General features: G+C 65.2%; 16 protein-coding genes and 1 other RNA gene. 13 read left to right on the forward strand and 4 right to left on the reverse strand.

The features are described from left to right. Nucleotides 1-192 precede the first annotated feature (192 nt). Nucleotides 193-525: a thioredoxin TrxA gene (gene trxA / locus AC4QBL_RS06600; protein WP_472899241.1), complete on the reverse strand. Its 333-nt coding sequence runs from the start codon at nucleotides 523-525 to the stop codon at nucleotides 193-195. A gap of 123 nt (nucleotides 526-648) precedes the next feature. Here trxA and AC4QBL_RS06605 point away from each other — a divergent pair, with 123 nt between their 5' ends. The 5 genes from AC4QBL_RS06605 to ftsH all read left to right on the forward strand — a co-directional run bounded on the left by AC4QBL_RS06605 (nucleotide 649) and on the right by ftsH (nucleotide 11,186). Then, nucleotides 649-3,324: a PD-(D/E)XK nuclease family protein gene (locus tag AC4QBL_RS06605; RefSeq protein ID WP_472899242.1), complete on the forward strand. Its 2,676-nt coding sequence runs from the start codon at nucleotides 649-651 to the stop codon at nucleotides 3,322-3,324. After that, nucleotides 3,321-6,785 (forward strand): UvrD-helicase domain-containing protein, encoded by a 3,465-nt coding sequence (locus AC4QBL_RS06610; RefSeq protein WP_472899243.1) that lies wholly within the window; start codon nucleotides 3,321-3,323, stop codon nucleotides 6,783-6,785. The genes AC4QBL_RS06605 and AC4QBL_RS06610 overlap by 4 nt, the downstream gene beginning before the upstream one ends. After that, nucleotides 6,782-8,122: a TIGR03862 family flavoprotein gene (locus AC4QBL_RS06615; protein ID WP_472899244.1), complete on the forward strand. Its 1,341-nt coding sequence runs from the start codon at nucleotides 6,782-6,784 to the stop codon at nucleotides 8,120-8,122. Before AC4QBL_RS06610 ends, AC4QBL_RS06615 begins: the two co-directional genes overlap by 4 nt. Nucleotides 8,123-8,207: 85 nt before the next feature. Then, entirely contained in the window at nucleotides 8,208-9,200 is a 993-nt protein-coding gene (locus AC4QBL_RS06620) for a Bug family tripartite tricarboxylate transporter substrate binding protein (RefSeq protein ID WP_472899245.1), read from the forward strand. A gap of 144 nt (nucleotides 9,201-9,344) precedes the next feature. Continuing rightward, nucleotides 9,345-11,186: an ATP-dependent zinc metalloprotease FtsH gene (gene ftsH, locus AC4QBL_RS06625; protein WP_472899246.1), complete on the forward strand. Its 1,842-nt coding sequence runs from the start codon at nucleotides 9,345-9,347 to the stop codon at nucleotides 11,184-11,186. On the opposite strand, the gene ffs is transcribed toward ftsH, so the two are convergent. Continuing rightward, nucleotides 11,187-11,283: signal recognition particle sRNA small type (ffs, locus tag AC4QBL_RS06630), an RNA gene on the reverse strand. A gap of 108 nt (nucleotides 11,284-11,391) precedes the next feature. Here ffs and dnaX point away from each other — a divergent pair. The 5 genes from dnaX (at nucleotide 11,392) to AC4QBL_RS06655 (ending at nucleotide 16,189) form a co-directional block, all read left to right on the forward strand. Continuing rightward, on the forward strand, nucleotides 11,392-13,308 hold the full coding sequence (dnaX, locus tag AC4QBL_RS06635; RefSeq protein WP_472899247.1) for a DNA polymerase III subunit gamma/tau: 1,917 nt from the start codon (nucleotides 11,392-11,394) through the stop codon (nucleotides 13,306-13,308). Nucleotides 13,309-13,360: 52 nt separating this feature from the next. Then, nucleotides 13,361-13,693, forward strand: coding sequence for a YbaB/EbfC family nucleoid-associated protein (locus tag AC4QBL_RS06640; RefSeq protein ID WP_236965158.1), 333 nt, complete (start codon nucleotides 13,361-13,363; stop codon nucleotides 13,691-13,693). Nucleotides 13,694-13,857: 164 nt separating this feature from the next. Continuing rightward, nucleotides 13,858-14,520 (forward strand): recombination mediator RecR, encoded by a 663-nt coding sequence (locus AC4QBL_RS06645; protein WP_472899248.1) that lies wholly within the window; start codon nucleotides 13,858-13,860, stop codon nucleotides 14,518-14,520. Nucleotides 14,521-14,548: 28 nt separating this feature from the next. Beyond that, nucleotides 14,549-14,953, forward strand: coding sequence for an MAPEG family protein (locus AC4QBL_RS06650; RefSeq protein WP_472899249.1), 405 nt, complete (start codon nucleotides 14,549-14,551; stop codon nucleotides 14,951-14,953). A 261-nt stretch (nucleotides 14,954-15,214) separates the two neighbouring features. Further along, the gene (locus tag AC4QBL_RS06655; RefSeq protein ID WP_472899250.1) at nucleotides 15,215-16,189 is read left to right on the forward strand and encodes an ABC transporter substrate-binding protein; all 975 of its coding nucleotides are present in this window, start codon (nucleotides 15,215-15,217) and stop codon (nucleotides 16,187-16,189) included. A 35-nt stretch (nucleotides 16,190-16,224) separates the two neighbouring features. Here AC4QBL_RS06655 and AC4QBL_RS06660 read toward each other — a convergent pair whose 3' ends face one another. Next, nucleotides 16,225-18,000: a transglycosylase SLT domain-containing protein gene (locus AC4QBL_RS06660; protein WP_472899251.1), complete on the reverse strand. Its 1,776-nt coding sequence runs from the start codon at nucleotides 17,998-18,000 to the stop codon at nucleotides 16,225-16,227. Next, nucleotides 17,997-18,770: a hydroxyacylglutathione hydrolase gene (gene gloB, locus AC4QBL_RS06665; RefSeq protein ID WP_472899252.1), complete on the reverse strand. Its 774-nt coding sequence runs from the start codon at nucleotides 18,768-18,770 to the stop codon at nucleotides 17,997-17,999. Before gloB ends, AC4QBL_RS06660 begins: the two co-directional genes overlap by 4 nt. A gap of 321 nt (nucleotides 18,771-19,091) precedes the next feature. Between gloB and AC4QBL_RS06670 the strand changes: the two genes are divergently transcribed. The 3 genes from AC4QBL_RS06670 to AC4QBL_RS06680 all read left to right on the forward strand — a co-directional run bounded on the left by AC4QBL_RS06670 (nucleotide 19,092) and on the right by AC4QBL_RS06680 (nucleotide 21,742). Beyond that, on the forward strand, nucleotides 19,092-19,913 hold the full coding sequence (locus AC4QBL_RS06670; protein WP_472899305.1) for a class I SAM-dependent methyltransferase: 822 nt from the start codon (nucleotides 19,092-19,094) through the stop codon (nucleotides 19,911-19,913). 75 nt (nucleotides 19,914-19,988) lie between these two features. Beyond that, nucleotides 19,989-20,423, forward strand: coding sequence for a ribonuclease HI (gene rnhA / locus AC4QBL_RS06675; protein ID WP_472899253.1), 435 nt, complete (start codon nucleotides 19,989-19,991; stop codon nucleotides 20,421-20,423). 314 nt (nucleotides 20,424-20,737) lie between these two features. Further along, entirely contained in the window at nucleotides 20,738-21,742 is a 1,005-nt protein-coding gene (locus AC4QBL_RS06680; RefSeq protein WP_492131641.1) for an efflux RND transporter periplasmic adaptor subunit, read from the forward strand. The last annotated feature ends 2 nt before the right edge of the window (nucleotides 21,743-21,744 follow it).

The raw sequence follows: 21,744 nt of genomic DNA on the forward strand, positions 1-21,744 counted from the left end.
CCAGTGGAGGCGTTGCGTCAAAAAAGCGGGGGGAGGGTGCGCCGGCGTCCGGATGGCGGACGGTGCGCGAAATTTGAGAATTGGTCTCTGTCAGGCCAATGGTATGGCAAATTATGACAGGAAAAAATACCGCCTGAAAACAGGGCCCGGGCGTTGCACCCGGGCAGTCCTGGCAGGCTGGCGAGGGGCGTCTTAGGCCAGTTGTTGGTCGATGAAGGCGGTCAGTTGCGCTTTGCTCAGCGCGCCCACCTTGGTGGCTGCCAGCTGGCCGCCTTTAAACAACATCAACGTGGGGATGCCGCGGATGCCAAATTTGGCGGGCACTTCGCGGTTGTCGTCCACGTTCATCTTGGCGACTTGCAGTTTGCCGTCGTAAGAGCCGGCCACTTCGTCCAGGATCGGGGCGATCATTTTGCAGGGACCGCACCACTCGGCCCAGAAGTCGACCAGCACCGGCGCCTGTGCGTCGAGCACGTCGGCCTGGAAGCTTGCATCAGATACGTGTTTGATCAGGTCGCTGGCCATGATTCATCCTAAGAACGTTGAACGGGGAGGTTAAAGTTTGGGCACGCGCATCGCAGTCGGGTAGGTCGTTGGACATACCCCAAGGGGCGCGACTCGCTCCATTGTGACAGAAACGCCCGCCCCATGACGCCTCCCAGTCCCGCCTTCTCCCCTGTTGACCACCCTGCACCGCGAGCTTGGCACACCCTGGTGCAACGCATGGAGCAGGCCATGGCTGTCAGGCAGTCGGCTGCCGGTCGCACGGTGGTGCTGGTGCCCTACGCGCAGCTCATGGATGCCGGGCGCCGCGCCTGGGCGCGGGCACATCCCAGTGGGTTTTCGCCTCGTTTTGAGTCCACCCGCAATTGGGCCTCGTCGCTGCAGCCGTTTTTGCCGGGACCAACCGACCTGAGCATGGACACGGCACGCGACAGCCTGGTGGCTGCCGCCTTCATCGACCGCGTGGCGGCCGGACGGCTGGACGCTTCGCTGCGCTCGGTCATGGTGGCGCGCCTGGTGGAGGCTGCCCGCCAGCTCGCGCCGCTGGCCGCCGCGGTGCATCCCGACCAGCGACTGGCCTGGGCCGATGCTCGCCGCGACGCACTGGCGCAGGGCAGCGTGCAGGCGCTGCATTGGGAGGGCTTGCTGGCCTCGCTCGCGCTGGCGTGGGTGAGCACCTCGGCTTATGCCACCGATGTGCTGTGGGGTTCGTTGGCTCGGCCGGGAGATGTGGCAGACACTTTGTTGGTGTTGCAGGGGTTTCAACAGGACCCGCTGGCCAACGCGCTGGCGGCCCATTGGAGCGAGCGCGCGGCGTTGCTGGAGTGGCACGACAGCGACTCACCGCAAGCTGAACTTGGCACACCGCGTTTGCATGCGTGTGGCGATGCAGAAGACGAGGCCCAGCGTGCAGCCGCCTGCGTGCTGGGCCATGCGAATGCGGGGCGGTTGCCCGTGGCCCTGGTGGCCAACGACCGGCTGCTGACCCGGCGCGTCAGCGCCATGTTGCAGGGCGCAGGTTTGGCTGTGCGCGACGAAACCGGCTGGAAATTGTCCACCACACGCGCTGCAGCGCATCTCATGAGCCTGCTGCGCGCTGCGGATGGCCGCGCGCGCATGGACGATGTGCTGGACATGCTCAAGCAAGCCGGTGCCTGGCCCGAAGCGCAGGTGCTGGCGCTGGAACAGCTGGCGCGCGATGCCCAGGTGTCGCTGTGGCGTTCGGCGGTTGCGTCGCAGCGTCTTGCGCCTGCGCTGCCGCCAGGGTTGGTCACCGTGCTGTCGGGCCTGCAGCCCGCGCGCCCGCTGGTGCGCTGGTTGCAAGACTTGGCCGCCGCACTGGTGGCGGTGGGCCTTTGGGACACCCTGACCGAAGACCCCGCAGGGCAGCAATTGCTGGCGGCGCTGCGCTTGGGTGACGGTGCGGCGCACGAGCTGGAATCGGTCGCCGACGCGCTGCTCGGCCAAGAAGCCGAAACCCCGCGCGCTGCCCGTGCGGGCGCAAAACCCGGCGCTCGGTTGTCGTTGTCGGCGTTCACCGCCTGGGTGCGCGACGTGCTGGAGGGCGCGAGCTTCATGCCGTTCAGCCCTGGCCCGGCGGCGGTGGTGATCTTGCCCATGGCGCAGCTGCTGGGGCGCCAATTTGCCGCCACGGTGGTGCCGGGGTGTGACGAGGCCCACCTGAATCCGAGCCCGGAACCGCCCGGGCAATGGACCCCCGCGCAGCGCGAAGCCCTGGGCTTGCCGGCACGCGAGGTGCTGGCGCAATCGGCCGCGCAGGCCTGGCAGACTACCTTGACACTGCCGCAGCTCGATGTGTTGTGGCGCACGCAAGAGCGCGGCGAAGCGCTATTGCCCAGCGCATGGGTGCAGGCTTTGCTGCCGCTGGGTGCCGCCGCGCAAGCCTGCGCTGCAACCGACCCTCGACCCGAGCGCGTGCTGTATTCCCAGCCTCAGCACCCCCCAGAGCCGTCGGCGGGCGATGTGCTGCCCGAATCCCTTTCAGCCAGCGCCTACCAGGACTTGCGCGACTGCCCCTATCGGTTTTTTGCCTTGCGGCAGCTGCGTCTGGTGGACGCGGCCGAACTGGAGGCCGAGCCCGACCAGCGCGACATGGGCAACTGGCTGCACGCTGTGCTGCGGGCGTTTCACGAGGCGCGTGGCGACGCGCGGCCTGGCACCGCGGCTGACCGCGCCGAACTCGACCGCCTGGGCGAGACCATGGCCGATGCCATGGGCCTGAACGCGGGGGAGGGCGGCGCCGGGTTTTTGCCCTACCAGGCCGTGTGGCCTGCGATGCGCGACGGTTACCTGGACTGGCTGGCCGGCTTTGAAGCCACCGAAGGCCGCGCTGGCCCGCGGTTTGAGCAGGCCGAGGCCGCGCTCACCGCCCACGCGGGCGTCTGGAAGCTGTACGGCAAGCTCGACCGCATTGACCAGCAAGACAGCCCCGAAGGCGCGATTCCGTTTGTGATTGACTACAAAACCGAAGGCCGCCCCAAAACCCTGGAGCGTGTGAAAGAGCCCTTGGAAGACACCCAGCTGGCCTTTTACGCCGCGTTGCTGCCCAGCGAAAACGTGCGGGCAGCCTACCTCAGCATCACCGACAAACGCGGCGACAACGTCAAGGACGCCGCCACCGTGCTGGTGGAGCAACCCGACGTGCTGATGGCTCGTGAGGCGCTGGTGGCCGGCCTGGCGCACGACATGGCGCGCGTGGCCGCTGGCCAGGCCATGCCCGCGCTGGGCGAAGGCCGGGTGTGTGATTTTTGTGCAGCCCGCGGCCTGTGCCGCAAGGATTTTTGGAGCACCGGCCCATGACGCCAGCCGCTTACCGCATCAACGGCGCCCAGGTGCTGCGCGAAGCGTTTTACGCCGTGGCCTGCGACCCGGCGCGCAGCATTGCCGTGGAAGCGTGCGCGGGCGCGGGCAAAACCTGGATGCTGGTGTCCCGCATCTTGCGTGCTTTGCTCGACGGCTGTGCGCCGCAAGACATTCTGGCCATCACCTTCACCAAGAAAGCGTCAGGCGAGATGCGCGACCGGCTCAACGCCGAACTGCGCCGCTGGGCGGGTTTGTCGGACGAAGCGCTGGCCGGCGAGCTGCGCGCCCGAGGGCTCAGTGAGTCCGACGCGCTGCGCCGCACGCCAGAGGCCCGCAGCCTGCACCCGCGCCTGACCGCGCTCGGCCGCCCGGTGCAGGTGCGCACCTTTCACGGCTGGTTTGCTGCGCTGCTGCGCGGGGCGCCCCTGTCGGTGCTGCAAGAACTGCAGTTGCCGCCCCAATACGAGCTGCTGGAAGACGACGCACAGGCGGTGGCCTTGGTGTGGCCCCGGTTTTATGCCGCTCTGGCCGCCAGCCCGGACGACCGGCACGACTTTATGGACAGCGTGGCCCAGCACGGCCGCCACCAGACTCTGAAGGCGCTGGAGAAAGCGCTGCAAAAGCGGGTTGAGTTTGCGCTGGCCGACGCCGCCGGGGTGGTGGAAGCGTCGGTGCAGGCATTTGGTGCGCTGTTTCCGCGCTGGGCTGGTCTGGCCTCGCCCGAGCTCGCTTTGCTGGCGCCCGGTGCGCGTGAGCGCTGGCTGGCCTGGGCCAAGGCGCTGGGCGGCGAAACCAACAAGACGCCCAAGGTGGCTGCGGCAGGCGTGGTGGATGCGTTTGCGCTGGCCGACGAGCCCTCGCTGATGCCCCAGCGCCTGGCGCTGCTGCGCAAAGCTTTTTTTGTGGCCACGGAAGACCGGCTTACCGCCAACCTCACCAAGTTCGCGGCGGCGCAAGAAGCCGAGCCCGAGTTGCAAGACCTGTGCAGCGCCCGGCGCCAGCACCAGGCCTGGCAACACCACCAGCGCATGGCGCGGCTGTCGCGCGTGCTGCTGGCCGCTTTCGGCGCACTCAAGCGCGAGCGCGGCTGGGTCGACATGAACGATGTGGAGGGTGCGGCCTTGCGCTTGCTGGGCGATGCCGAGCTGTCCGGCTGGATGCAGCAGCGGCTGGATGCCCGGGTGCGCCATGTGTTGATCGACGAATTTCAGGACACCAACCCGCTGCAGTGGCAGGCGCTGTATGGCTGGCTGTCGGCCTACGCCGGTGCCGGCCCGGGTGAGGCGCCCTGTGTGTTTCTGGTGGGTGATCCCAAGCAATCCATCTACCGCTTTCGCCGCGCCGAGCCACAGGTGTTCAAGGCCGCGCAGGCGTTTGTGGTGGACGGCCTGGCGGGTGCGCTGCTCAGTTGCGACCACACCCGCCGCTGCGCGCAAGGCGTGGTGGGCGCCCTCAACACCGCCATGCTGACGGCGGTGCAAGCGGGCGAATACAGCAGCGACTACCGAGAGCACACCACCGAAAGCGCCGAGCCGGGCGCCGTCCTGGTGCTGCCCCAACTGGCCCGAAGCCTGCGCGAACGGCCCGGGCGCGGCGCGGCTGACGAACCCGTGTGGCGCGACAGCCTGACCATGCCGAGGGTGTTCCCGGAAGACACCATGTCGGCCCTGGAGGCGCGCCAAGCGGCCGACTGGGTCGCCAGCGAAATCGCGTCGGGCCGCGTCAAGGCCGACGACGTGATGGTGCTGTCGCGCCGGCGCGAGCGCCTAGGCTGGATGCACGCCGCACTGCTGGAGCGGGGCGTTGCCAGTGAACAACCCGAAAAACTCGACCTTTGCGAAGCGCCGGCGGTGCAAGACCTGGTGGCCTTGCTCGACGTGCTGGTGTCGCCCCGGCACGACCTGAGCCTGGCCCGTGCGCTCAAGTCGCCCCTGTTTGGCTGGGGCGACGACGCACTGGCTCAGCTGGCGCGTTTGCGCCTGCGCTGGACCGTGCGCGGTGATGCCCAGGGCGACGCGACCGATGTGCTGGATGCTGTCTCCGGGGCGATGGCCACGGTGTTCACAGTCGCCAAGCCCTCGTGGTGGGACGTGTTACAGCGCTTTGCTGCGCTGCCCGCCGAAGAGCAAGCGGCCTTGCTGCAGCGCCCTGCGCACAGCAGCGCCGTAGCGGCAGCGCAGAGCGCAGACTTTGTGGCCACGGCCCAGCGCCTGGCGCTGTACCGCGGCTGGGTGCAGCGCTTGCCGCCGCACGACGCGCTGTCGGCGCTGTACGACCACGGGGACGTGTTGGCACGGTTTGCGCAAACCGTGCCGGCCAGCCAGCGCGCTGCCGTGCTGGCCCAGTTGCGCGACCTGCTCGCCCACTCGCTGGCGCAAGACGGCGGGCGTTTTCTCACGCCTTACCGCCTGGTGCGCGCGCTCAAGGCCGGTGGTATCAAAGCCACGCCCACCCAGACGCCGGGCGCTGTGCGCCTGCTCACCATTCACGGAGCCAAGGGCCTGGAAGCGCACACCGTGCTCATGCTCGACACCGATTCCGGCTCCTCCAAGGGTGACAACATGGGCGTGCTGGTGGACTGGCCGGGCGAAGACGCTGCACCGCGCCGTTTTGTGTTTCTGGCCAGTGAAAAATCGCCTCCGGCCTGCGCTGCCGGCGTGTTGCTGGTGGAGCAGCAGGCGCGCGCGCTGGAGGAGCTCAACGCGCTGTACGTGGCACTCACCCGGGCCGAACACCGGCTGGTCATCTCCAGCTTCGAGCCGCACCAGCGCGGCAGCGCCGCCAGCTGGTACCAGCGCCTGCAGCCCCTGGCCCAGCCGCTGGATGCACCTGAAGCGGCCGATGGGCTGCCGACTACCCCCGCTGCACAGGGTGTTGCCACACAGTTCGCGCTGCCCAGCCTGCCGGCCTATGTGCCGCCAGCGGGCGGGGTGACGGAGCCCGACAGCGAACCGCCAGCCTCAGAGCTTGCTGACGAGCACACCCGCATCGGCCTGGCCTTGCACCGCTTGCTGCAGTGGTGTCCCACACCCGTCGCAGGCTTTGAATGGACGCTCACCCATGTGCAGGCCGCCGCTCGCGAATTTGGTCTGAGTCTGGCGCAGGCGCAAGACGCGTTGGCCATGGCACAGCGCATCGTGGCGGGCCCGGCCGCCTGGGCCTGGGACGCCGTCCAGCTCGACCACTGGGGCAACGAAGTGGAGCTGTTTCACCAAGGTGAGCTGCTGCGCCTGGACCGGCTGGTGCGCCGGCGCGGCACCCCCATGGCGCCGGGCGATTGGTGGGTGCTCGACTTCAAAACCGCCGAACACCCCGAACGCCAGCCCGCGCTGCTGGCGCAAATGCGCCGCTACCAACAGGCACTGGCCGACACCCGGCCTGGCGAGGCGGTGCGCCTGGCCTTCATCAACCCCCAGGGCCTGCTGCTGGAAATCACGCCCGAAATGCTTGCGACATGACCGATCGTCAACACCCGTTTTCACCTGAATCTGCCGCCCAAGAACCCGCCTGCTTGTCGGTCGACGTCGCCATCGTCGGCGGCGGCCCGGCCGGTCTGATGGCCGCCGAAGTGCTCAGCCGTGCCGGCCTGGCGGTGCATGTGTTTGACGCCATGCCGTCTGTGGGCCGCAAATTTTTGCTGGCTGGCAAAGGCGGCATGAACCTGACCCACGCCGAACCGCTGGAGCCTTTCATTGGCCGGTATGGCCCACGCGCAGAGGCCATTCGGCCGCTGCTGGAAGCCTTTGGCCCGCAGGCGGTGCGCGACTGGGCTTCTGGCCTGGGCATTGAAACCTTTGTGGGCAGCTCACAGCGGGTGTTTCCCACCGACATGAAAGCGGCGCCCCTCTTGCGCGCCTGGTTGCATCGGTTACGCCACCCACAAGGCGGCGGTGTGCCGGTGCAGTTTCATATGCGGCACCGCTGGCTGGGCTGGCACGGCGCGGACGCCAAGCAAGCCCGCTTTCAAACGCCGCAAGGCCCACTGACCGTGCAGGCGCGTGCCACCGTGCTCGCGCTGGGCGGTGCCAGTTGGGCGCGGCTGGGCTCGGACGGCGCCTGGGTGCCCTGGCTGCAGTCGGCAGGCATACCCGTGGCGCCCCTGCAGCCCAGCAACTGCGGCTTTGACGTGGCGGGCTCTCCGGTGCACGGCACGGCAGCGGGCTGGAGTCCTTTCTTTGCCACCCGCTTTGCAGGTCAGCCGTTCAAGTCGGTGGCGATCCGCTTTGCGGCGAGCGACGGGCAGATTTTTGAGCGCCGGGGCGAGTTTGTGGCCACCGCCACCGGCGTCGAGGGCAGCCTGGTGTACGCCGTGTCCAGCCTGCTGCGAGACGCCATTGCCCAACACGGCAGCGCCACGTTTGAGCTTGATTTGTTGCCCGACCGCCGCGCTGAATACGTGTTGGCGCAGGTGGCCCACCCGCGCGGATCGCGCAGCCTGTCGGCCCACCTCAAAAGCCGGCTGGGTCTGGACGGCATCAAGATGGCGCTGCTCAACGAGCTGCTGGACAAAGACACCTTGCACGACGCCCCGCGGCTGGCCGCCGCGATCAAGGCGCTGCCCGTTCGGGTGGTGGCGGCGCGGCCGATCGACGAAGCCATCAGCACCGCCGGCGGCGTGCAATGGCCCGCGCTGGACGCCGCGCTGATGGTGGCAGCGCGGCCCGGCGTGTTTTGTGCCGGCGAAATGCTCGACTGGGAAGCCCCCACCGGCGGCTATTTGCTCACCGCCTGCCTCGCTAGCGGCGTGGTGGCGGGGCAGGGCGCGGCGGCCTGGCTAAAAGGTGTGGCTGCATAGGTGGTTTGGCATGTCATCGGGGCGTCACCCTGACTGCATAAGCTCTGAAATATCGTCACGCGGTCTTTTTTTCAGGAGTTGGTGCATGTTTTTCAAACCCTCAGTGCGGCGCACATGGCTCCAGTGCATGGTCTTGGGTGCGATCGGCCTCGCCGGGCCGCCCGGCCTCGCTGCCGCTTTTCCAGAACGCCCCATCAAGATCGTTGTGCCGTTTGCCCCCGGCGCCGGTACCGACACCATGGGGCGGCTGGTGGCTGGCAAGCTCGCCGAGTTGCTCAAAACCCCGGTGGTGGTGGAAAACCGGGTGGGTGCCTCGGGCGCCCTGGGTGCGCAAGCCGTGGCCCAAAGCGCCCCCGATGGTCACACCTTGCTGCTGGCTGCTGCGCCGTTCACCACGGTGGCCGCGGCCCTGCCGGCGGCGGGGTACCACCCCCTGACCGGGTTTGTACCGGTCGGCATGATCGCGCAAGGGCCCCTGGTCTGGGTCGCCAACAACGCATTGCCTGCCAACACTTTGCCCGAGCTGCTGGCGTTGGCGCGCCAGCGCCCGGGTGCGCTCAACTACGGGTCTGCCGGTGTGGGCGGCGTGAACCACCTGGTGCTGGAGTCGCTCAAGGCACGCACTGGCACCTACATCACGCACATTCCCTACCGCGGCATCGCGCCCGCCACCGTGGACGCTCTGTCCGGTGAAATCCAACTGCTGACCGGAACCATTCCGGCGCTCGCACCTTACATCCGCGACGGGCGCCTGAAAGCGCTGGCGGTGACCAGCCAGCGCCGTTCCAGCGCGCTGCCCCAGGTTCCCAGCATGGAAGAAGCCGGCCTGCCAGGCTTCAACGTGTTGAACTACTTCGCACTGGTGGCGCCGCGTGGCACGCCCGCGTCGGTGGTGCAGACCCTCAACGCGGCCCTGGCGGTGGTGGTTGAACGGCCCGACGTGAAGGCCCGTCTGGCGCTGGATGCGCTGGAGCCTGCCACCGGTACACCCGCCGCACTGGAGGCGTTTTTGCTGAAAGACTTTGAAGGCTGGAAGCAGGTGGTCAAGCAGCAAAACCTGAAGATCGATGCGTTCTGATTGATACCGCTCAGCGCCAGGCTTGAAAGGTCCAGCGCTGACGGCTGCCGTTGGGCTCTTGGCGCCCTGGGCTGGGTAAGATGATTTCGGTGGTTTTTTACCGCCCGTTTCACTTGCCTTTACCCCGAGACAGGAGCCCAACCCATGCCAGCCGACCCCAAGACGCCTTTGAACGTGGGTTACTGGTTGCTGGCACTGTTGGCACTGGTGTGGATACAGTCCACCTGGCAGGCTGCGCGCACCGTGGAGCCCGTGCCCTACAGCCAGTTTGAGCAAGCGCTGAAAGAAGGGCGCGTGGCCGAAGTGACGGTGGGCGACACCACCATCACCGGCAAGCTCAAGTCGCCCGAGCCCGGCGGCAAAACCGTGATCGTGGCCAACCGGGTTGAAACCGACCTCGCCGCGCGCCTTGCGGCTTTTGATGTGCCCTACACCCGCGTCATTGAAAGTACCCTGCTGCGCGACCTGTTGTCTTGGGTGCTGCCCGCCCTGGTGTTTTTTGGTGTGTGGTTTTTCCTGATCCGGCGCCTGCTGGACAAACCCGGCGGCGGCATGGGCAGTTTCATGAGCATCGGCAAGAGCCACGCCAAGGTGTATGTGGAACGCGACACCGGCGTCACCTTTGCCGACGTGGCCGGCGTGGACGAAGCCAAGGCCGAGCTGCAGGAAATCGTGGCCTTTCTGAAAGACCCTCAGGGCCGTGGGCGTCTGGGTGCGCGTTTGCCCAAAGGCGTGTTGCTGGTCGGCCCGCCAGGCACGGGCAAAACCCTGCTGGCCAAGGCCGTGGCGGGCGAAGCGGGCGTGCCCTTCTTCAGCATTTCAGGCAGTGAATTTGTAGAGATGTTTGTGGGCGTGGGGGCGGCCCGGGTGCGCGACCTGTTTGAGCAGGCGCGGTCCAGGGCGCCGGCCATCATTTTCATTGACGAACTCGATGCCTTGGGCCGTGCACGGGGCGCCGTGTCGCCCATTGGCGGCCACGACGAGCGCGAGCAGACGCTGAACCAGCTGCTGGCCGAGCTGGATGGTTTTGACAGTTCTTCGGGCCTGGTTTTGCTGGCCGCAACCAACCGCCCTGAGGTGCTGGACCCGGCCCTGTTGCGCGCCGGTCGGTTTGACCGGCAGGTGCTGGTGGACCGACCGGACAAGCTTGGTCGTGTGCAAATTTTGAAAGTTCACATCAAGAAAATCCGGCTTGCCCCACAAGTGGACCTGGAGCAGGTGGCGCAACTCACCACCGGTTTTTCGGGTGCCGACCTGGCCAACCTGTGCAACGAAGCCGCCCTGGCTGCCACCCGGCGCAACGCACCCGAAGTGGCGCTGGTGGACTTCACCACCGCGGTGGAACGCATCGTGGCCGGGCTTGAGAAGAAAAACCGCGTGCTCAACCCGCGCGAACGAGAGGTGGTCGCCTACCACGAGATGGGCCATGCGCTGGTGGCCATGAGCCTGCCCGGCACCGACAGGGTGCACAAGGTGTCCATCATTCCGCGCGGCGTCGGTGCGCTGGGCTACACCATCCAGCGGCCCACCGAAGACCGCTTTCTCATGACCGCGCAAGAGCTGGAGCACAAAATCATGGTGCTGCTGGGTGGGCGCGCGGCTGAAAAGCTGGTGTTTGGCCAGCTGTCCACCGGGGCTGCAGACGACCTCGCCAAAGTCACCGACATTGCCCGCGACATGGCCACCCGCTACGGCATGGTCGAGTCGCTCGGCTACGTCACTTACGAGGCCCAGCGCCAACCCTTTCTGGACGTGCCTGGCCTCATGCCCAGCGGTTGGCAGCCCAGCCAGGACACGCAGCAACACATCGACGCGGCCGTGCGCCAGATCGTGATGACCGGGTTTGACCGCGCAACGGCCTTGCTGGAGGAAAAAAGGGATGTACTCGAACGCTGTGCGCGTGAGCTGCTGAGGCGTGAGACGCTGGACGAAAAAGCCCTGCGCACGCTCACCCAGAATGGTGTGGGTATTTCAGAGAAAGAATAAGGTGACGAGCCTTGACCCCGGCACTGGCTCCACAGTTAGGGCTGCTTGGTTCCCCACCTGACCCGGTTGGCCGCTTCACCATGCGGGAAGGCCCGTCAGGAACTATTGTAGGCGAAGCGGCGGCGCTTTGCCTCGAACGCGCGCTTGCGTGCGGTCGGTCGTCGACTCACCGGGGCGCACGCGGCGGCGCCTTAGAATGGCGGCCATGTCTTATGTCGTCCTGGCCCGCAAATACCGCCCGCGCAATTTCACCGAAATGGTGGGGCAGGGCCATGTGGTTCAGGCCTTGTCCAACGCACTGACCACCCAGCGCCTGCACCACGCTTACCTGTTCACCGGCACACGCGGCGTGGGCAAAACCACGGTGTCTCGCATTCTGGCGAAGTCGCTCAACTGCCTGGGCGCCGATGGCCAAGGCGGCATCACCGCCGAACCTTGTGGTGTGTGCCAGGCCTGCACCGACATCGACACCGGCCGATTCGTGGACTACACCGAGCTGGACGCAGCCTCCAACCGGGGTGTTGACGAGGTGCAGGCGCTGCTGGAGCAAGCGGTTTACAAGCCGGTGCAGGGCCGCTTCAAGGTTTTCATGATCGACGAGGTGCACATGCTGACCAACACGGCGTTCAACGCCATGTTGAAAACGCTGGAAGAGCCACCGGAATACCTGAAATTTGTGCTGGCCACGACCGACCCGCAGAAGGTGCCGGTCACGGTGTTGTCGCGCTGTCTGCAGTTCAATTTGCGGCCCATGGCGCCTGAGACGGTGCTGGAACACTTGCAGCAGGTGCTGCAGGCCGAAAACGTGGCCTCCGAAGTGCAGGCGCTGCGGCTGATTTCGTGCGCAGCGCGCGGCTCCATGCGCGACGCGTTGTCGCTCACCGACCAGGCCATTGCGTTTGGCGGCGGGCAACTGCAAGAAGCCACGGTGCGCCAGATGCTGGGTGCCGTGGACCGCTCGTATGTGTTGCGCCTGATCGACGCGCTGGCCAGGGGCGACGGCGCCACCGTGGTGGACACCATCGACACCCTGCGCCTGAACGGCTTGAACGCGGCTTCCACCCTGGAAGAAATGACCAGCGTGCTGCAGCGCATGGCGGTGCTGCAGGCGGTGCCGGGCCGTGCCGAAGCGTCTGAACTGGAAGACCCGGACGCGGCCGAGATCATGCGGCTGGCGCAAACGCTGCCCGCCGACGAAACCCAGTTGCTCTACAGCCTGTGTCTGCACGGCCGCGGTGAACTGGGACTGGCGCCCGACGAATACGCGGCGCTCACCATGGTGCTGTTGCGCCTGTTGGCTTTCAAGCCCTCGGCCGCTGCCTCAGGCGCCTTGGCTGAAAAAAAAACTCTGAATTTCCCAGCGCAGCCTCCGGCAGCGCCAGCCGCTAGCCAGCCAGCCACGGAACAGACCCAGCGCCCAGCCGCTGCGGCGCCTGCACCCTCAGAGCCAACTGTGGCGCCCAAGACGGCAGAACCGGTGGTTGTGGCTGCTGTGCCTATACCAACACCAACACCAACACCAACACCAACACCGACGCACCAGCGCGCTACCCCTCCGTTGGCCGCACCCCAGGTGCCAGAAGACGAAGGGCCGCCCTGGGAAGAAAGCGTGCAGACCTCACGCCGCGTGGTGGCCATCCCCGTGCGCGACGCGGGGGAGCCTGGCCGGCTGGACCAGCCGCGTGTGCGGGACGCCGCTGAGCCAACAGCGGTTCAGGCCGCACCGGTGACGACGGCCGAGGGCGATTTCTGGTTTGACGCCATCATGCAGCTGGTGCGCGCTGAGACCATTGGCGCCTTGGTGCGCGAATTGGCCTTGCAGTCGCAGCTGGTGGCACGCGATGCCGGCCAGTGGGTGCTGCGCGTCGAGCGCGAAACGCTCAACCAAGCCAACGCCCGAGAGCGCTTGTCCGTGGCCCTGCAAACAATTGGGCACGAGGTGCGCCTGGCGGTCGAAATCGGCACGGTGACCGACTCGCCTGCGCTGCGGGTGGCCGCCGAAGCGGCCCGGCGCCATCGTGAAGCCGAGGCCCACATTCTGGGTGATCCGTTCGTGCAAACCATGATGCGCGACTTTGGCGGCAAAATCGTGCCCGGTTCGATCAAGCCCCTGGCCGCCTGATCGCTTCAGATCCCATTTATTCGTCTCTTGAATTCAAACCCAAAGGAAAACCATGTTCAACAAAGGACAACTCGCCGGTCTCATGAAGCAGGCCCAGGCCATGCAGGACAACCTGAAGAAGGCCCAGGACGAACTTGCGTTCATTGAAGTGACCGGGGAATCGGGCGCTGGCCTGGTGAAAGTGCTGATGACTTGCAAGCACGACGTCAAGCGCGTCACCATCGACCCCAGCCTGCTGGCCGACGACAAAGACATGCTGGAAGACCTCGTCGCCGCAGCGTTCAACGCGGCTGTGCGCAAAGCCGAAGAAACGTCCAATGAAAAAATGGGCAAGTTGACGGCGGGTATGCCGGGCCTGCCTGGCGGCATGAAGTTTCCTTTCTAAACCAAGTTGTGCGGCTTCAAGTCGGGGCGGCGCGCCGCTTCTGGGCTGGCTGCAAGCCGTCGACACTCGCTTCGGTGGTCTGACCGAACCAGCTTGCTTCGTGCCATTTCCATTGACGGCTGGTGGCGCGACAACTTGGCGTGGCCACACACAAGAAAAATTTCATGGCCGAAATTCACTCGTTAGAACTGCTGGTCCAGGCCTTGCGCCGCTTGCCGGGGGTCGGTGTGAAATCGGCTCAGCGCATGGCCTTTCACATGTTGCAGCACGACCGCGAGGGTGCGTTGCAGCTCGCGCAGGCACTGCAGCACGCGGCGTCGAACGTGAAGCATTGTGCGTTGTGCCACACCTTTACCGAAGACGATGTCTGCCCTACCTGCCGTGATCCACGGCGGGACCGCAGCCTGCTCTGTGTGGTGGAAAGTCCCGCCGATCAGGCCGCCATGGAGCGTACCGGCGCGTACAAAGGGTTGTACTTCGTGCTCATGGGCAAGCTCAGCCCCTTGGATGGGGTGGGCCCGCGGGACATTGGTTTGCAAAAACTTTTTGACCGCATCGACGCGCTGGCTCCACAGGACGAGAGCGATGAACCAGAGGACGGCGCCTTGGCACAAGCCACCGCAGGCGACATACCTTGTGAGGTCCACGAAGTGATTTTGGCCACCAATTTCACCGCCGAAGGAGAGACCACAGCACATGTGATCGCGCAGGCGCTCAAGGGGCGCGCGGTGCAGGTGACCCGGTTGGCGCGGGGCGTGCCGGTGGGCAGCGAACTGGAGTATGTGGACCTGGGTACCATCGCCCATGCTTTGGTCGATCGCCGCTGAGAGACCCCTTTTTTCAGGAAAAACCCCGATGAAACTGGCTGGATTGACCGTCGCCTACTGGGCCGTTCTGGTGGCGGCTTTGCTGCCTATTTTTTGTGCAGGCTTGGCCAAATGGGGCACGTTTTCAAAGCCGCGCGGGGCGGGAGGTTTTGACAACAACAACCCGCGTGCCTGGCTGGCCAACCAGCAAAGCTGGCGTGCACGGGCCAACGCGGCACAGGCCAACAGCTTTGAGGCTCTGCCTTTTTTCATCGGCGCCGTGATCATTGCCCATCAGCTCGGTGCTTACCAGACGCGGTTGGACGTGCTGGCCTTTCTGTTTGTTGTGTTGCGTTTGCTTTACATCATGATGTACGTGGCCGACATGGCCACCGCACGCACCCTGGCCTGGGTGCTGGCGCTGGCGGTGAACATCGCCATTTTGTTCGCCTGAGGCGGTCCCGGGGTTGCAGCAGCCCCTGGCGGGCGCCTTGGGCTGCTGCTGCCTACCTGCGCGTAACGTCTGCTTGCATGTTCCCTCGGTGGAAACCCGCTCGGGATTCGTCCCGATGCGGCACGGCACCAGCTCGCTTAACCTTGTTCCAAGTCAAAAAACAAGTGAGCAAAGGGACATGCAATGTGGGATCGCCGTGGGTGGTGTCGGTTGTGCGCTTCTGCGCTGTTGAGCGGTGGTCTGTCCAGTGCCCGCGCGCAAATGAGCCCGGCGCCTGCACCGCGCCAGGGAGCGGCGCGCGTGGTGGTTGCGGTCGACAACAAGGCCGCTTTTTGCTTTCTTCCGCTCACCATTGCTGAGCGCCTGGGGTATTTCAGCGCTGAGGGACTCGACGTGCAGATACGAGAGTTCGCAGAAGCCAATCAGTCGGTGCAGGCGGTCTTGTCGGGTGCCGCGCACCTGTATTCGGGTGGGTACAGCAGCACCATCAGCTTGCAGGCGAGGGGGCAGTCGTTTCAATCGTTTGTGTTGCAGGGGCGCGCGCCGCAGATTGTTTTGGGCGTGTCGCAGAACACGATGGGTTACTACCGTCAGCTGCGAGACCTGCGCGGTAAAAAGATCGGCATCATGGGGCCAGGCTCGGCGTCGCACCGCGTGGCCCGCTTGCTGCTGGCCAGAGCGCGCTTGAGCGCTCAGGAGGTGCAGTACATCAGCCTGCCCAACGCAGTGTCAGCGGTCGAGGCGTTTCGTGGCGGAAAAATCGACGCTATCTGCTACAACGACCCGGTGATCACCGCGCTGGAGCAGGGGGGTGCGCTGCGCGTGGTGGCCGATACCCGCACCGTGCGGGGCAATGCCGAGGTGTTTGGTGGCCCCATGCCTGCGGGCAGCCTGATCGCATCGACCGAGTTCATTGGAAGCCATCCCCGGCTGTGCCAGGCCATGACCGATGCCATGGTGCATGCGCTCAAGTGGCTGCAGACCGCCGGTCCGTCGGACATCATCAAGGCCGTGCCCGAGCGTTATTTTCAGGGTGATCGCGCCTTGTACCTGGCCGCTTTCAGCCGGGCCCGTGAGGCCTGGGCGCCCGACGGCCTGATGCCTGAACAGGGACCGGCTACCGCGGCACGCATACTGGCCCAGTTTGACGACACCGGTCCGCCGAAGCGGGTGGACCTTGAGCGAACCTTCACCAACGAGTTTGCTCGGAAGGCCAAAGCGAAGTACCGGGCTTGAGTGCTGTAACGGGCCAGCGCTGGCCCGACGGAAACTCAGGGCCGTTTGGACGACTTGGTGCTCGCGGCGACCTTTGTCACAGCCTTTTTGCTGACCAGTTGTGTTTTTCCGGTGGGTGCGGGGGTTTTCCCGGCCGGTGCGACCTTGCTTCTGGCTGCGGTTTTTTTATCTTTCTGTGGTGCGGCTTGGCCGGTTTTTTTCGTGTCAGCGATTGTTTTTCGAGGTTTTTTATTCGTTTTTTCTTCGATGCCCTCCGCTTTCTTCACCGGGGCAGATGCCAGGATCATCGCGGCGCGCTGCGGCAGCATCAGGGTAATGCGCTGACCGGGCTTTAGCCGAGCGTTGACCGCGAGTTTGTTCCAGCCTGCCGCGCTGACCGGACTCACGCCATAGCGGTCGGCCAGTTGAGCCAGATTTTCACCCTTGCGAGCGCGCACCGAGGTGCGCTTCAAAATCACTTCGGGCTGCAGACTCAGGTGGCCGTTGTCGGCCACATGCATCGACACGTCGTTGTTGTGCTGGCCGGAGCGCTGCACGAGCAAGCTGGAGCCGGCACGAACGAGCATCCGTGGAGGAATGCTGTTGATGCTGCGCAACTCACTTTCGCTCATCCCCACGCGATCGGCCGCTTGTGCCGCCGTCATGGTGCTGGGGACCACCCAGGCGGTCCAGCTGGCCAGCTGGCCACCGTGGGTTTGAAGTTTGCTTTGAAACACCGCCGCGCTGTCCCACGGCAACAAAATATTGGGTGTGCCTGCCGCCATCACCACCGGGTGCTTCAATGACGGGTTGAGCGCGCGGAAGTCTTGTTCGCTGATCCCTGAGAGGCGGGCGATGACGGCCACGTCCATGTCGCGGTCCAGGGTCACGGTGTCAAAGAATGGATGGTTACCGATCAGAGGCAGCTGGGTGCGAAACGCTTCCGGTCTGGCAATGATGTTTTTCACCGCTTGCAACTTGGGTACGTACATGCGCGTTTCCATCGGCATGTTCAGGTCGGTGTAGCGGGTCGGCAGGCCTTCGCGCTGGTTGCGGGTGATGGCCCGACTGACGTTGCCTTGCCCCCAGTTGTAGGCCGCCAGTGCCAGATGCCAGTCACCAAAGCGGTTGTGCAGTTGCTGCAGGTAGTCCAGCGCGGCGCGGGTTGAGGCCAGTACGTCGCGCCGGTCATCACGAAAAATATTCTGCTTGAGGTCGAACGACTCACCGGTGGCTGGCATGAACTGCCACATGCCAGCGGCCCGCGCGCTGGAAACCGCCTGCGGGTTGAACGCACTCTCAATGAACGGCAGCAGCGCCAGTTCCATGGGCATGTTGCGCCGCTCGATTTCTTCAACGATGTGGAACAGGTACCGACTGGACCGCTCGGTCATGCGCTGGATGTAGTCGGGCCTGCTGGCGTACCACTGCTCACGGTCGCGCACCAGGTCGGTGTCCAGATCGGGCATGGACAATCCGCGACGTATCCGGTCCCATAAGTCGGAAGGTGCGGCCAGCGTGACCACCGATGGCAGGCTGGTGTTGGCGATACCGATGGCGCTGAGCGGGGCGCCTGGCTCGCTGGCCGCCAGCGACCGAGGTCTTTGCCGGTTGGCTTCGCTGGCGGCACGCACGCCATCGGTGGGCAGGCTGCCGACATCCTGGCCGACCGTGGCGCAACCACTCAATACCAGAATGGCCAGGCCCAGCAGGCCAGCTTTGGGGCCTCGCGCTGTGACCCGTGAAGATCGATCGGTTTGGGGTGTCGTACGCTCCAGGGGGGCGGTGGGTGTGAGCAAGGCAGGGCAGGAAAAAAGCAGGGTGTGGGTCATCTGAAATCGTTTTTCCAAGTCCGAAGCGTGGCGAATACGCCTGCGTCGTCGGTGGATGCAAGGGGCTCGTGGGTGGCTGCCGCTTGGCGAACGGTGGCCTCACGGCTGCGAAGGAAGGGGTTGATCTGCTTCTCGACCCTGATGGAGCTGGGAAGCGTTGGAAAGTTCTGTGCGCGCAGCTGCTGGCACCGGGCCAAGTAGGCCTTCAGCTCGGCGTTGAACGGCTCGACCGCTTGAGCAAACTTCAGGTTGGACAGCGTGTACTCGTGGGTGCAACAGACCTGGGTGGCGTCGGGCAGGCGGCTCAAGCGGTCCAGCGACGCCAGCATCTGTGCCGGGGTGCCCTCAAACAGGCGGCCGCAGCCCCCTGAGAAGAGCGTGTCGCCGCAAAACACCAGAGGCGCACCATCGACGTTCGGACAGAAAAATGCCACGTGTCCCGCCGTGTGACCAGGCACCTTGATCACATGAAACGGCAGGCCGAGGACCGTGACAACTTCGCCGTCGTCCACCCGTTGCAGGGGCTCAGGCATTTGCTCTGCCGTGGGGCCAATCACCCGCGCTCCCGTGGCTTGCCGCAATGCTGCCACGCCGCCGGTGTGGTCTGCATGGTGGTGGGTGATCAGGATGGTGTCGAGTTGCACACGCTGCTGCTTCAACCAATGCAGCACGCCTTCGGCCTCGCCGGGGTCCACGACCAGTGCGCGCTGCGCATCGTGCAACACCCAGATGTAGTTGTCGGTGAAGGCAGGTATGGGCAGCAGTTGCATGTAAATACGCGGTGTTTAGGATTAAAAAAACAGCCGTCACAGAAACGGAAAACTCACGGAAGCCGCAAAATACGGAGTATCGCAGACGGTATCTTGTGTGTGGAACACCGGAACCGTCCTGTGGACGGGTTTTTCCTCAGGCATATGTAGATCAACAAACCTGTGGCGGTTCAGGCCCGTTCTATCGAGCATGCACCGTATCTTTCGCGCAGAAAGCCGCAGGACTGTCTGTAGTCATGTCAGCGTGACGGCAACCACAGGAGAGTCAGCACCTTGAACCCCGAACACCCCGAAGGACTTGGCGACCTGTCACCCGGCGCGCTGGGCGGCTGGCTTCAAACCGCGCCGGGGCAGTACCTGCTGGGCTGGGAGCATGCACAGTTTGATCTGGCGGTGGCAGACCTGTTTGGTTACAACGCGCTGCAGCTCGGTTTGTGTGAGTTGGATGCATTGCGCGCGAACCGCATGCCCCACCGCTGGCTGGCGCTGCCCGAAGAAGGGGTTCCGCTGGGCCCGACGTTGAACGGAAGCCTGATCAGTGAGGAAGGTGCTCGCTTGGTGGACAGCGTAGAGCACGACAAGCCTGTGCGCCGCGTGGCCTTGATCACCGATGCCGCGGCGCTGCCATTTCCAGCGGCGAGCCTGGATCTGGTGGTGCTGCCCCACACGCTGGAACTCAGCGCCGATCCGCACCAGGTTTTGCGGGAGGTGGAACGTGTGCTGGTACCCGAGGGCAGGGTGGTGATCTCGGGGTTCAATCCAGCCAGCCTGTGGGGCCTGCGGCAAGGGCGGGGCCGGCTGGGCGCACGGCTGGGGCTGTCGGGGGCTGACGCCACACCGCTGTACCTGCCCGAGGCTGGGGATTTCATCGGCCCGTGGCGGTTGCGTGACTGGCTGAGCCTGCTCGGTTTTGAAGTAGAGTCTGACCGCTACGGCTGCTACCGACCTGCGGTGAAAACCGAAAAATGGCTGCAGCGCACCGCATGGATGGACACCGCAGGGCCCCGCTGGTGGCCCATTTTCGGTGCGGTGTATTTCGTTGTGGCGGTGAAGCGGGTGCGTGGCGTGCGCCTGCTCGGGCCTGCCTGGAAACCCCGGCGTGCGACGGCCTCGGCCACCGCCGTGGTCACCAACCGCCACTGATCAAACCCTGGCGCGGAGGTGCCTGGGGTCGGCTGCGGGTGGCCCATACCTTTTCTGTTTTTTTGGAGTTTTTGATTGAATCATGTGGTGATCTATACCGACGGGGCCTGCAAGGGCAACCCCGGTCCTGGTGGGTGGGGTGTGTTCCTGAAGGCGGGCGGTCATGAAAAAGAACTGTGGGGCGGTGAACGCGAAACCACCAACAACCGCATGGAACTGATGGCAGTGATCGAGGGCATCTCGGCCCTGAAGCGGCCCTGTACCGTAGCGGTGTACCTGGACAGTGAATACGTGCGCAAGGGCATCACCGAATGGATTCACGGCTGGAAAACCAAGGGCTGGAAAACGGCCGCCAAGCAGCCCGTGAAAAACGCGGACCTGTGGAAAAGACTGGACGCCCTGACGCACGACGGCATCCACCAAATCGAGTGGCACTGGGTGAAAGGCCATGCGGGGGACCCTGGCAACGAGCGGGCCGACGCCCTCGCCAACCGGGGGGTGCCGAGTTGAGACCCCAGCCCGGGAAGCAGCTGGGTGATTGAACTTCTGCCAGCGCCTCGGTCTCTTGACTGTTACATTGATTCTTTTAAAGCCTCCTGCGGTCGCTGTTGGTCTCTTTCCAGATGATTTGAAACATGTCAAACAAGACGCTTTACATGGTGGTAGCTGCCGCGGGTATTGGACTGGCTTCTGCCGGTGCCTGGTGGTTTCAAAACCGGGCTGCACCGGCGCCGGCTGAGACCTCGTCGGGAACGCCTTCAACAAAGGTGACCCCTGCAGCAGCCGGCCGCGCGGGCGGAGTTCCGGGCGTCGAGGTGACCCAAGTGAAGACACTTCGCATTCAGGACGACGCGCAGGCCGTGGGCACGCTGCGTTCGCGCCAGAGCGTGACGCTGCGACCCGAGGTCAGCGGTCGCATTGCCCAGATTGCCTTTGCCGATGGCGCGCGCGTTCGCCGCGGACAGTTGCTTGTGCAACTTGACGACGTGCTGCAGCGTGCGGAGCTCAGCCAGGCGCAGGCCCAGTTGTCCATTGCGCGGGCCAACCTCAAGCGCAACCAGGAGCTTGTGGCAGAGAATTTTGTGGCCCAGCGGGTGCTGGACGAAAGCCAGGCCAACTTGCAGGTGGCCGAGGCCCAGGTGGCGCTGGCGCAGGCGCGCCTGCAACGCATGCGCGTCACGGCTCCGTTTGACGGCACCGTGGGTCTTCGCAGCATCAACCTCGGCGAATACGTCAAAGACGGTGCGGATCTGGTGAACCTGGAAGACACCTCGGCCCTCACGGTGGACTTTCGTCTGCCCGAGCGCTACCAGACCCGCATAGCCGCTGGCCAGTCGGTGCAAGTGCAGCTGGACGCTTTGCCCGGTCAATCTTTCGTGGCCCGCGTGCAGGCAGTCGACCCGCTGCTGGACGCCAATGGCCGCTCGGTGGCGGTGCGCGCGGTGCTGCCACCGTCGCCCGCCGGAGATCTGCGTCCGGGCATGTTTGCGCGGGTGTTGACCGTCTTTTCGGTAGACGAAGCGGCGCTGGTGGTGCCGGAAGAGGCGCTGGTGCCCCAGGGCGGCAAACAGTTTGTGTTCAAGCTGGAAAAAGAAGGCGAGGGTGATGCCGCCAAGCTCGTTTCGCGCCGCACCGAAGTGCAGTTGGGCGTGCGCCAGGGCGCGCAGGTGCAGGTGCTGGTCGGGCTGGCCGAGGGCGATACGGTGGTGGTGGCTGGGCAGCAACGGCTGCAGCGCGATGGCACAGCCGTGCGGGTGGTCGACATGAGCAAACCTGGCGGTGCACCGCGCGCTGCAAGCGCCGGCCCTGCTGCCGCGCCGGCCAAATGACC

This window comes from Hydrogenophaga sp. L99, assembly GCF_058731905.1.